Annotated in this window: 11 protein-coding genes; 6 read left to right on the top strand and 5 right to left on the bottom strand. The window is 48.9% G+C overall.

The annotated features are described in order from the left end of the window. Positions 1–16: 16 nt before the first annotated feature. On the bottom strand, positions 17–355 hold the full coding sequence (locus tag M8T91_RS18880) for a transposase (RefSeq protein ID WP_367317749.1): 339 nt from the start codon (positions 353–355) through the stop codon (positions 17–19). Between the two features lie 323 nt (positions 356–678). On the opposite strand from M8T91_RS18880, the gene M8T91_RS06595 reads away from it, so the two are divergent. The 4 genes from M8T91_RS06595 to M8T91_RS06580 all read left to right on the top strand — a co-directional run bounded on the left by M8T91_RS06595 (position 679) and on the right by M8T91_RS06580 (position 5,034). Further along, positions 679–1,374, top strand: coding sequence for a hypothetical protein (locus M8T91_RS06595; protein ID WP_301418017.1), 696 nt, complete (start codon positions 679–681; stop codon positions 1,372–1,374). Between the two features lie 150 nt (positions 1,375–1,524). Continuing rightward, entirely contained in the window at positions 1,525–3,720 is a 2,196-nt protein-coding gene (locus tag M8T91_RS06590; protein WP_301418015.1) for a TonB-dependent receptor, read from the top strand. Positions 3,721–3,781: 61 nt separating this feature from the next. Then, positions 3,782–4,570 carry a hypothetical protein gene (locus M8T91_RS06585; protein ID WP_301418013.1) on the top strand — a complete coding sequence of 263 codons (789 nt, stop codon included), beginning with the start codon at positions 3,782–3,784 and terminating at the stop codon, positions 4,568–4,570. A gap of 317 nt (positions 4,571–4,887) precedes the next feature. Beyond that, a complete protein-coding gene (locus M8T91_RS06580) occupies positions 4,888–5,034 on the top strand; it encodes a hypothetical protein (protein WP_301418011.1) in 147 nt (48 codons plus the stop codon). Positions 5,035–5,222: 188 nt separating this feature from the next. On the opposite strand, the gene M8T91_RS06575 is transcribed toward M8T91_RS06580, so the two are convergent. Beyond that, positions 5,223–5,603 carry a VOC family protein gene (locus tag M8T91_RS06575; protein ID WP_301418009.1) on the bottom strand — a complete coding sequence of 127 codons (381 nt, stop codon included), beginning with the start codon at positions 5,601–5,603 and terminating at the stop codon, positions 5,223–5,225. Between the two features lie 232 nt (positions 5,604–5,835). Between M8T91_RS06575 and M8T91_RS06570 the strand changes: the two genes are divergently transcribed. Continuing rightward, positions 5,836–6,144 (top strand): hypothetical protein, encoded by a 309-nt coding sequence (locus tag M8T91_RS06570; RefSeq protein WP_301418007.1) that lies wholly within the window; start codon positions 5,836–5,838, stop codon positions 6,142–6,144. A 692-nt stretch (positions 6,145–6,836) separates the two neighbouring features. Next, a complete protein-coding gene (locus M8T91_RS06565) occupies positions 6,837–7,535 on the top strand; it encodes a glycoside hydrolase family 19 protein (RefSeq protein ID WP_301418005.1) in 699 nt (232 codons plus the stop codon). Between the two features lie 694 nt (positions 7,536–8,229). Here M8T91_RS06565 and M8T91_RS06560 read toward each other — a convergent pair. From M8T91_RS06560 to M8T91_RS06550, 3 genes are all read right to left on the bottom strand, one after another. Next, on the bottom strand, positions 8,230–9,441 hold the full coding sequence (locus M8T91_RS06560) for a cation:proton antiporter (protein WP_301418003.1): 1,212 nt from the start codon (positions 9,439–9,441) through the stop codon (positions 8,230–8,232). Positions 9,442–10,105: 664 nt separating this feature from the next. Next, complete coding sequence (locus tag M8T91_RS06555; RefSeq protein WP_301418001.1) at positions 10,106–10,774, bottom strand: flavodoxin family protein; 669 nt, start codon at positions 10,772–10,774, stop codon at positions 10,106–10,108. Between the two features lie 754 nt (positions 10,775–11,528). Continuing rightward, positions 11,529–12,098, bottom strand: a complete 570-nt coding sequence (locus tag M8T91_RS06550; RefSeq protein WP_301418000.1) for an alpha/beta hydrolase family protein — start codon at positions 12,096–12,098, stop codon at positions 11,529–11,531. Positions 12,099–12,386 lie beyond the last annotated feature (288 nt).

Raw genomic sequence — 12,386 nt, 5'->3', positions numbered from 1 at the left:
AAAAAATACCCAATTATCATCTAAACCGAGTTTCAGCAATCTTTCCGGCAATAATGGAGTGCGCAGAGACACATAGGTAGGCCGGAGAATAAGAGCGCAAAAAATCGAAAATGCAGTTAAATCGGCAGTGAAATTTCGTCAGATAGCGCTGCGTATATTTAGGGCCGAATACATCGTAGCTGCTGCGTAAAGCACCCTTTAAATTACCGAGTACTGTATTCACCCAACAAAACGCGGAAGCTTCGACACAAGCGCGGTCACCATCATAGACAACCTGATTGTGTGTGCAGCTTGCCTTAGTAACGGCTTTGAAGCATGCGAGACCATCTGAGATGGCGGTGAGGAATTTGGTCAAACTGATACCTTTCTGAAACTGTAACTTGTTGCGAGCTATGATGCATTCCTTACAGGTTTATACGTGTGTTTACAGACAGTAAAATGTGACTTAGCAAGAGTGGCAATCAGAAAATGATATGATATAGTATACTAGTTTTGTCACCTGGACAATCTTGCAAGAGCATCTACGGATCGTATCTGAACAGTGTTGTCCCAGCGAGCATTTGCGAAAAGTACGACGTTTTGTTGTTTGAATAATTCATAAATTATCGATTAGATCATAGATTATCAACTACTCATAAATTATCGATTAACTCTTATAAGGGATTAAGGAGATCTTTCATGCAAAGTATTTTAAAGTGGATTGTCTCAGGTGTACTGAGCGCCCTGGCTGTTCTGTCCCATGCGCAACACAGCGATGTTGTATTTGACGTTGACAATGGTCAGATTGTTATCGAGCTTGAGGACCATATGCACGAATCCGGTGAGGGCGAAGCACCCGAAGGGGGTGTCCTCACCAGCGATGGGGAGGTGTTGTTGTTTGAAGCCGACTTCCTCGACTTCCATCTAGGCCCCTTTGCCACAGACGATCCGGGATACGCTTCCCATGAAGAGAGTGGCGTGTTGAACCCTGGCGATTTCATCGGTTTCTCGGGTGTCGCTACCTTGCTGTTCTGGGACGGTAGTGCCTGGACGACGACGACAGCTGACCAAGTGACTGTGGTCGATATTTTTGATGCAGAGACCGTATTTAGTTCCGCAGGCGTAGCCGCTGGCAGCTCTGGTTTTGTCGGTGTTGCAGATGCTGTGGGTGGTTTCCATTCACATATCGATTATGAGATCAACCCGGATGCAGCGATGGGTGCTTACCTGATTGAAATGCAGCTGCTGGGCTTTGACAGCACCGGCAGCAATCAAATTTATGGCACATCTGAGAGCTACTACATCGCATTCAACTTTGGTTTAGATGAAGCGGCCTATGAAGCGAGTATCGACGCTTTCCTTGCCAATGCCTCTGCCGTAGTGCAGCGACAATAATGATGTTCTCTGTACTGTTACGCGTGGGGGCTTGGTGCGCACGAGAGGTTTAAATCACCGCCCCCCTGTCTTCCAGTCTGCTTGACAGACATCTGGCCCGCTCCACGGGCCCTTTAACTCATTCACTCAACTACATACATGAGGTATCAAGTGCTGAAGGCGTTTAGGCAGGTAGCAGGTTGGTTGGTCGTCCTGGCTATCCCCCAGCCGGGGCTAGCAGAAGATCCCAAGGACAAAGAACATGGAGAGATTGAAGAGGTCACTGTCTCCGGCCAGAAAGAACCGGGAGCCCATGACCAGTTTCGAACCGGTCAGTCTGGCGTAATCCTGGCTGGCGATGAACTTCGCCTTGAGATCAGCAATACCTTGGGAGAGACATTGGCAAGCCAGCCAGGAGTTCACAACGCCACCTTTGGGCCCAGTGTTGGTTTGCCAGTATTGCGTGGTTTGTCTGGTGTACGCGTCAGGATCATAGAAGATGGCATCGGCAGCTGGGACGCCTCATCGCTCAGTCCAGATCATGCTGTCGCTATAGAGCCAATACTAGCAGAACGCATAGAGGTACTTCAGGGCGCTTCAAGTATTGAGTTTGGTAATGCTGCGGTAGGGGGCGTCGTACACGTCGACACACAGCGTATCCCCTTTACAAAAGCAGGGCAGTCACACTCTGGTGCCATTGAGTGGAGAAAAGAAATCATTAACGATCACGCTCAAACAACAACTGCCGCAAAGTTCAATATTGAGAATCAGCGCTTCGGTTTTCATATTGATGCCTACAACAGAAATCACGATGATGTCGAGATCCCCGGTTGCGCCATAGACGTCGCCCAGGTGAATCGCCAGTTTGGTTTTAATGCGAGCCAGTCCAATACCTGTGGCTATATTGCCAACAGTGATGCTGAGGCGAAAGGCTATTCGATCGGTGCCGCATTGACCGAGGAGCACTGGTACATCGGCGCTTCGGCCCGAAATATGAAATACGACTACGGAATACCGCCGGGAAGTCATACAGAACCTCGAGACAGTGGCCACAGCCACGGTGGTAGCGAAGGTGGTGATCCGCTGATCCGTATTGATCTCGAACAACAGCGTTACGACTTTAGAGCGGGCTATCGATTTCAGCAAGACGTTTTGCATCAGCTAGAGCTGCAGATAGCGACAGTAGACTACGAACATTTCGAATTTGAGAGCGGATTTTCGGGTACGCACTTTGTCAATGATGTTACCGAGGCCAAACTGAGTCTTGAGCACAACCTTGCTGCAGGCTTTGAGGGTGTGATCGGGATACAAGCCATTGATCGCTATTTTTCCTCTACGGGCGATGAAAACTTTGTGCCCCCCTCGGATGTGACCAGTTTTGGCATCTACCTGGTAGAAAAATGGCAGCGCGGGGCCTGGACCTTTCAGGCGGGCGGGCGTTTCGATATCACGGAGATTCGCCAACTCCAACTGACAGCTCCCCTTCGCCCCGATAATTATCAGCTCATGCACGCGCCCATTGAATACAAGACCAGCAGCTTCCAGCTGGGTGTTGACTATGGACTGGAGCATCATCAGTGGTTCGCAGCACTCGGCAGACATCAGCGTACGCCCGATGTCCATGAGTTCTTGTCATTGGGGCCACACTTGGCGACCCGCAGTTTCGACCTCGGTTTGCTGCTGCGCTCCGATGGTAACATTCCAGATCCAGAGCAGTTTAACACTTTAGAATTGGGGTGGGATTGGTCACACGGCCTGGGCAGTACCCAGATCAGGCTATTTCGCAGTGAAGTGGACGGGTTTATCTATCAGAATAATACAGGGATTTTCTACGACCTCGCCGAACAGCTGTTTCGTATTAACTGCGTTCGGCTAGCCGAGTGCCTGCCCGTTTATGAATACCAACAGAACGATGCAGTGATACAGGGTGGCGAAGTGCAATGGCTGTGGCCTGGAGTTTCTGTCGCTCGCGGTACCTTGCAAGTCGACTGGTTTGTAGACTACGTGGAGGGAAATTTAGAAGATGCTGGTGACAGCGGCACTGGTAATGAAGACATTCCCCGAATGCCACCCTGGCGTCTTGGCGCAGGGGCTGAATGGTCTTCGATGCAATGGTTGTTTGATATCACAGCGACTTATGTAGCTGCGCTAAACAACCCCGGTGCCTTCGAGACAGAAACCGACAGTTATCTTGAAGTGAATGCGAGTTTGCACTACAGGCTGACGGGACGGCTGGAAAACGCCAGCGTGTTCCTCAAAGGCAAGAATTTGAGTGACCAGGAAATTCACAATGCTACATCATTTATTCGAAATTTTGCTCCGGAGCCAGGTCGTTCTCTGGAGTTAGGGCTAAGCTGGGAGTGGTAAGATGAGAATACGATGCATGGTTTGCTGCTATAGGCAGTTACGGAACTTAGTGGGCGTGCTATTGCTGGTCGCAACAAGCCTGAAGGTGAGCGCTCAATACAGCAGCTGTAACGACTTTGGACACTTTGACCTCTTCATCGATATTGTCCCACCGGCTGCAGTAGGCGCTAAAATCCTGATCGACTCTGCGGGCTCATTTCCGCTCAGTGCGGATACCGGCAACATCGTGGTGCCGGCAGATTTTGGTGACCTTCCCGGTGGACCACACAAAACGGATGACCCTGGTTGGGTGGTAAATGCCGGCGGCCTTTTAGATGGCGAGAAACTGTGGTTTCGCGCTTTGGGAGCGCTCCGCTACTGGGATCCAACTATCGAGGCGTGGATAGGCCCCGTCAAGGGGGAGCGCGTACGGTATTTTGGCACTATTCCTTTCGAAGTTTTTTTGCGAAACGATCCGGTTGAATTGGCATTCTACAAACAGGGAACGATATGGTCGTACGGCGGTCTCGAAGGCCCCCTCGAATCACCAATCGATCAGGCTGCGCGGGACGGCAGCATTCATACGCACCTTGATTTCTGTGTAGAAGCCGCCGATGGTGACTGTGCGCTCCGTGGAGTTGGGCACACTGGCAATCCATCGACAGGTGCCTATCTGATAGAACTGCAGTTATTTTCTGATGCGGGGGAAGGTGAGAAATACAGAAGTTCGCGGCCTGTACAGGTCTTACTCAATAACGGCTTGACCGGGGATCAGTGTGGGACCGCTATCGACGCCTTGATTCAGCCAACTAATGTCGATTCGTCTGAGGCCCTGCCGGGGGCAGGGGTGCTCATCATGACGGGGTACTAACACGCACTGACCTTTAGTGTGTCTGTGGCTTCTTTTCCCGGTGCGGACATATCCGGCGATACCGGCTTTCGCACGGCCATATGGTGTGCCGTGACTGACGCGGGACACCCAGCATCTGGGCGGTGGCACTCTTGCTGCAGTCCAGATCTTTCAGTAAACCCTCGATCACCTCACCGGGATGCGGTGGACAGCAGTTGGGGGTTTTGCTGTGAAGTAATCGCCATAGTGATTCCACCTCTCTCAATGATATTGCTCAAAATCTGCCCGCTAGGTGTTGCCGCTTTCGCATTAAAAAGTAATGCGCTGAGACCGTTCAAATGCACGGTATAGCGCCAGGGGTCAAAGCCCTGCAGGGCGTGGGAGTGGTAGCTCGTCAGATTGATATCCTCAACTGTAACGGCCTCGTCGATCGCAATCAGGCAGCCGGAGCAAAATACGCCGAAGCGGGCGCTGGTCGATCCTAGACTTATGACTTGCCAAGATTGCTGCCAGGGCTTTGTTCTTAAAGGTCTTGATCATAGGGAGAGTGCAGTCTAATAGATTACATTTTTGTTCAAATTTCGATCACAAAAACCGCTGTAATGGCAGCGGCCTTATCAATAAACATCTGAGAATGCAGTTGCATAAAATGAATTACACTCTCAACGGTTGCTTATCCCACCTGGTGAAGAGCACAGATCTTATTTCCATCAGGATCACGTAAGTAGGCGAGATAGTACTTGCCAGTTACTCCATCGCGCATCCCCGGTGGGTCCTCACAGCAGGCACCTCCGTTTTCAAGCCCGGCTAAGTGCCAAGCATCAGCCTCCTCTTTACTATTCGCGGTAAATCCGATGGTGCCGCCATTCGCATGGCAGGCCGATTCGCCATTGATAGGCTTGCTGATGGCAAACACGCCCGTCTTGGTAAAATAAAAACAACGACCCTTTTCGTCAATGACCCCAGGCTTATGACCCAGGCTCCCCAAAACAGCATCATAAAATGCTTTGGCTTTCTGCATATCATTGGTGCCTACCATAATATGACTAAACATTGCTCCCTCCGTGTTCTACGTAAATGATTGGAAAGACAGAAAGTATATACCTTCAAATTCAGGGTATCACGAAAAATTGCAGTTTTTTCTTTTAGTGCATTATTAGCAGGATGATCGCAACTCGCTCTTTTCTTTTGTCACCTCCTGCCTTATGTTATCACCGCTTATAGCGTTGATCAGTCGCAGTGCCACGTACGGCGCTAATTCGTTCAAAAACAGGATATAAAATAAAATGACAAGATGGACTTGGCTTTTAGGTGGCTTTATTTTGGCTACAAATGCCAATGCTGTTGCTATTAAATGTCCTGGAAAGGTTACTCAAGTACTGGATTGGCCCTCAAACTGTGATAATTTAGCATTTCGGCTTGATTCTACAGGAAATAAATGGTGGTGTGCAATTTCTAATCGAAGTAATTCAATGGTGCTAACCGCTTTTGCGTCCGGTAAAGAAATTTCTCCATGGATAAATGATGCATTAGCTCAGAGTTGTGACAGTATCGAAAATTACCATAAACCGTTATACAGATATTTGAATCAGTAATATTGGCAGAGCTCGAACCAGTTAAAAGAGAAAGGCCTCCAGCTCTCCTCTGCCTAAACTGCCGGCATCAAACCACTTATGCAGTATAAACGACGATATATCGTAGAACCAGAGGAAAACATACGGCTACAACTCGCTCGATTTCATCACCTATTAGTATTCCCTCTCAAAACCAGCATTAAAGCCTTTAGTAAAGTTCATTAAATTCAGCCCGCCAGGTAGCGTGTTCTCGGCGCAGCCATCGGAATACACTTCCAGCGACCATAGTTATTGCCTTGCCCTGACCATGCATTCCATTGATTGCACTATCAAATGCGCCCATGGTGCATTACCCCAATTCTGGCCGTAGTTAAGACCGATACTTGCGGTCTGGTTTTCCGGAAGCTCTGTGGTCAATCCATTGCCAGCAGATTTTTACTGGGCGTTATCAGGTACGTAGCTGATAGCTATGCCAGTGGCAACTGACATTAATGTTTTGATAGACGTCTGGCTCAACGGTCGATCAAGTGATGAAATTATCCTTTACTTCTGACCAGAGGCGCATAATCTCAATGCGAAGATGCTCGAGATGCTCATGCTTCACTGCAATCCGGGCACTCAACTCCCGGTTTTCTTTTGCGAAAGGATTGGATGACATTGTTCATAATCCTTGGCTGTTTCGAACAGAATCAGTCCGGTAAATAGGAAAATTCATGGACCGCAAGAAATTCTATACAGCCCTGCGACGCCGTGATAATCGCATCTTTGGCACTTCCCTGTCTCAGCAGCAGGTGAAGGGAATCGAAGCGATTCTCGATGTCTTCGAAACCCACGGTGACGGCCGGACGAAGACACTGGCCTATGCCCTTGCAACGGCCAGGCATGAGACAGCCGGCCGCATGGTGCCGGTGCGCGAGACACTGGCAAAGGATGACACCACTGCGCGACGCAGATTGCGCAACGCCCGATACGCGCAACCGGAGCCGCCCTATGGGCATAGCTATTACGGTCGTGGACAAGTACAACTAACCTGGAGGCACAACTATGAGCGCTCAAGTGCCGACGCCGGAGTCGACCTGGTCAAATTTCCAGACAAGGCACTGGAACCTGAGATCGGCGCACGCATCCTGATCTGCGGGCTTCTGGATGGCCGATGGAACAGCAGCGGGCACGGTATCGCCCACTACCTGCCAACCTTCGGCACGGACGATCTGAAAAATGCCAGGCGCACTGTGAATGTCACCAACAGGTGGCAACTGATCGGCAGTTATTACCACACCTTCCTCAAGGCAATCGAAGAGGCGGGTGGCTTGGAGGTCCAGGAGATAAAGCTCGCCCAAACGGTCTCTAGGAAAGGCAAACCCCCTATTCCGAAGCCTAAACCGAAACCAAAGTCAAAACCACAACCGTAGCGAAAATCATAGACCGGGCATTGCCTGTTTCAGGTTGCCACTACAGCAGGTAAAGAATCCTTTAGAGGTAAGTGTTAATATCCCGGGCTTCACGGCTAGACCAGTGGCTCACTGTCATTTTAAAATAGCCGTACGGCCACTGCCAGCAATAACAATACCCGAGTGCCTGGTTGCGCAACCGCCTGGATATTGGCGTACATACGGAAAATACGATACCACCAACTAGCAAAGGCATCCGCCTCAACCAGTACTGCTGATAACTAATACTAATGTGCTAAGCAAGGCTCTAGTGATTATTTTCAGTGTTCTGACTTTATTACTGATTTTTTGAAGATAGTAACTGCCTCTCACAATAGGGGGCAATCCAACCGCGATGGGATGCAGTGGACCTGAGATTATATGCGCTCGGCCGGTAGTTGCGGTATCCTCCGCGGTAAGAATGGCGGTACGGTTACCTTCTTTATCCAGCATGTTTTTCTCGACGCTTGTAGAGGCAACCAGGCCACCACGAATCTGTATCAGGCCCGCACCCTTGCATGTGGGTTGAATCCAACGCTGTTTGACATAGGAGGATTACCGCAGCAAGTGCAGTTTGCGACTGGGAAAATCCATCAAGGACTGTGGGCGAATGGACTGTGTGGAACTCAAACAGACTACTTTCTATACCCAGGAGATCTTTGATTGCTCGAGGCACTTAGTGATCCCCTTGACTTTCTTCGCTACGGGCCAGCCGCATCGCCAGTGGATTTGCACTCAGGCCATGGGTTATCACACTCAAGACAATAGTGCATGCAACAGTTGCCGCAATTGTCGCTCCACCGGGCAGGTTCTTGTTGAGCACAATAACGGCAAACACAATACTCGCCAGTCCTCGCGGACCAAACCATCCTATAAATAATTTTTCTGCAATTCGAGGACCAGTGCCGATAAGGCATAGCCAAACAGGCAAGATACGGATCACTGTCAGACTCAATAAGGCATAGCAGACAATCTGCCAGTTAATCAAACCCATGCCCATACCGACAATGGTAGCTCCAAACACAACCCAGGTGATGAGTGTCAGAATATCGCCTGTCCCCTCAGCAGTGAGCAGCACACCCACTTTTGCTTTTCCGGCAAGCCAGCCAAATAGAAGCCCTCCTGAAAATGCAGCGATAAATCCGCTGCCACCAAACCATTGGGCTGCTGAAAAACAGCACACTGCAAGGGCCGTCACTGGTAGCTGGCTCCAACTTTCATTCATCCAGCCACGTTCCGCTGCCACACGAAGGAATTGACTTATAGGAAAAGTTAATCCAATTCCAACTACTAACCCTATGCCAATTTCTTCACTCACCAACTTTAATGCCAGGATACCCGAAGATTGCGGGGCCGCTTCACCCGTAGCCAAAGCCAAAAATACAAACAGGATGGGAACACAAATTCCATCATTAAGGCCACTTTCCACGTTTAATCCCTGTCGAATTCCAACTGGTACAGACTGGTTAGACACTACCGCTTTTCCTAAAGCGGCATCTGTAGGTGCAAGAATAGTTGCCAGTAGCGCTACTTCAATGAGGTCGAGGCCCGGAAAAATCAGTGCACCAACCAGGGTTCCGAATAAGATTGTTATTGGTAGCCCGATTGTCAGCAGTCGACGCGGCACGGCTATTGTTTTACGCAATACGCCAAGGTCTGCATTGGCTGCATCGGTGAAGAGCACCAAGGCAAGCGTCAGCTCTGCAAGAACTCGCAGTCCCTCTGATGTGACGTTTAGATCGAGTAGGCCTAAGCCAGAATTGCCTACGATAAACCCGAAAGAAGTAAAGACCAAGGCACCATTGATCATAGTGCGATCAGCCCTGCCGCTAATCGCAGCATAGACTAGAATGAATAACGCGACAATAGTGATATCTTCATAACCCATAGCGACTGCCAGGAACCGTTGTGCAGGATGACATAAGAAGACTATTAATGTTTGATTTTAGTCAGTGAGGCTCTATATCTACGAAACCAATCCCTATCAATAATTTACAGACTGCCAGTAATTTTAAAACTCACTTGCATTTTTTATTATCTCAAGAGGCTTTATCTGCCAGAATGCCCACCAAGAAATATCGATCACCCACTGTCAAAAGTGGTATTTGCACAACCAAGAATCGACAGCGAAGCCTAGAGTGATGACTCCCACTACCCTATAATAATTGTCAGATCTTGCCAGAGAAATCACCATTGCGAACCTGTGCAACGAGAAAATCCAAGTCAAGGATAAAATTTCTTCATCACACGTAAAGTTAAGGGATTTAGCGGCCAATTTTCACTGTTATTGTTACACTTCATCCTTCCTTTAGTTGTTTCATACCGATTCATTCACGTTCAAAACCAGAGTGTGTAGCTGTAAAAACCATATCAATGTCTTAAAAAAACTTCATTTTATTTGGTTAATCATAGGCTCTTAAAGCATGCAGATATTTCCTACCTCAAACACATTCCGATAAATATGATACTGGGATCAGCCTTTTGAACGGTGCAGTAAACACAAAAGGGGGAGTGGCAGGAGCTGACACCTTTACCCCCCTTCTCTTCCTCTATCAACCTGCAGGGGCGGTATCGGTACTTACTTTTTGTGCCTCCTCAGTGAGTTTTATCAGATTGGTTTGGATCGGACCGTGCTCTTTGAGCATTTTGGCCATCCACACTGTGCTGCTTGCGAGAAAGCGGGCGGTGCGGTTTGTATAGAGATGCCCCTGTCCCTGTTCGATATAACTTGGTCCAGGCCCCGCATCACCAACCCAGTAACAATCGGCATTTGGCGGCACAGTACACCCATAGTGGGTGAAATTATACAGAGTTGTCGAGCAGCAGTCGTGCGCACCATCCTCATTCCCTGTTACGATCACACCCACGACTTTGCCGTATAAAGGGTATTGGCCGGTTTTTGGATCGAGATCCCGATATGAACCATCCAGGCGTTCGCACATTAGCTGGCAAGGTGAAGCTCTGACTCCCATCCATATCGGCATCGACGGTACGAGGATATCGGCTTTCTTGATCTTATCGTAGATCTTAGGCCACTCATCTCCTTCCCCCAAATCGGACTCAGTACCATATTGGATTTTGTAATCAACTAAACGAACCGTCTCACACTCGACACCCATTCGGGTCATCAGTGCTGCAACCTTGTCGATCAGAGCCTCGGTATTGGAAGTTTCCGGGGACTTTTTGAGCGTACAATTCAAAAATAGCGCCTTAAGTTTCATAAGTTTCTCCTAGGATTCAATCAAAGTCACCTACCGCCCAGCCTTTGCTTCATACACATCTTCAGACATAGTTAAGCCTTTCTTCGGCTACAATACAATGTAGCAATGAATCATGACCCTACCAGCTCTTTACTCCCAATCCCGCCTCTTTCTTGAATCTGGCAAAACCGCCTTGCGTAGAGGCTATTGATCCGAACCATTCATGCTCACACCCCGGCTGTAACTGTCATTGATTAACCTGACTCTCTCCAGTCCTCGACAGTCTCCCGGTTCAGCTCCCTCAGTCATGCACAGGAGCAGAACAAGGTACTGCGCTTTCAATATCCCAGTCAGAGTTCAGGGAAATAATTACTTTTCTCAATGTTCAGCCATAGCCCAGAATTGGTAATACAGCCTTTGGTATTGATTGATATCACCGGAGTCAGGCGAATTGAATCAGCAGCTCATGGCGAATACTTAGGCGGATACCTTTGGAATTCGACTGTCTTGGATACAACGTATTACGGCCCAAGCAACGCGTCATTACTTTGACTGCCAAGTGGCCGAGGCCGAACCATAGAGAGGATAACGAGACGGGAAAAATTAACACTCTGGCTTTACCTGGCAAACCAGCGCTTTGAATATCCTACCGGAGATAAATAGGCTAGCGAAGCTCAATCATGCTTGATTCCCATTCAATTAAGCGGTAAGAGCGTCCATCCTCTTACCGCACCTTCCGTGTACACTTTTTGAAGCTTTTACCTAACGGTCTGGTTCAGTCCAGCAGTGCATACTGCCTGCTGACAGTATATTTTTGCAGTCCGAAGTGCCCGTAAGTATAAGTAAAGGATTCTATCTCACCCTCAATACGACTCGAATGCACACCACCCACTGTGCAGACACCAGTACCACACACAACCTGATCGGCGTAACTCTTTATTGAGTAAATGCGGCTGGCAATTTCTTTGCCGTAGAGCCAGTCAAGAAAAGGGCTTGAGACCGACAAGCCATCCTGGCCACAGGTACTGGTGGTAACGTTGAACGGATATCTTCCGCAGGACCAAAGCCCTCTGTAGGCCCCGGCAATTCCGATAAAGGCATCCACTTTATCAGCACGACCTTCGCTAATGATGGTCTTGGCTGCCAGAGTCACCCCCATGGAGTGACCGATTACATCTATCTTACCGGTGCAAGAATTATTGATTGCCGTATTAATGGCATTGCGCACAGGCACCTCTTCAGAGCCGCTGTGGTTATTGCACGCAGCACAGATCTTGGAGCCCCAGCTAGGGCGAAAAATCTGGCTGGATGTGTAGCCTTCGTCAAGCAATCTTTGATAAGTCATATCCCAGTCCGATGGGTGCCCAATGTTACCATGAACAAGTACAACGTTGTCCAAGCATTGAGCGGAAATACCAGGAGCACAGATGGCGGTAAACAGCAGGCAAAACGCCCCGGCTAGGCAGCGAAAACAGGAATACATATTGACCTTCCTCGTAGTATTTGATGGAGTAGGCCGTGATTGCTCCTTCCACAAAAGGGAGGCAGCTTGATAATAAAGACCCCGAAGCGTTCAAGCGATGGTTTTTTATTATTTCTTAAGCGAAAAAATGCGCACAAGTTATCCGACCTA

Origin of the sequence: Microbulbifer sp. MI-G (assembly GCF_030440425.1) — a bacterium.
GTDB classification, from domain to species: domain Bacteria; phylum Pseudomonadota; class Gammaproteobacteria; order Pseudomonadales; family Cellvibrionaceae; genus Microbulbifer; species Microbulbifer spongiae.
The sequence above is the reverse complement of the archived record's forward strand: the minus strand, read 5'-3'. Positions and strand labels throughout refer to the sequence as shown.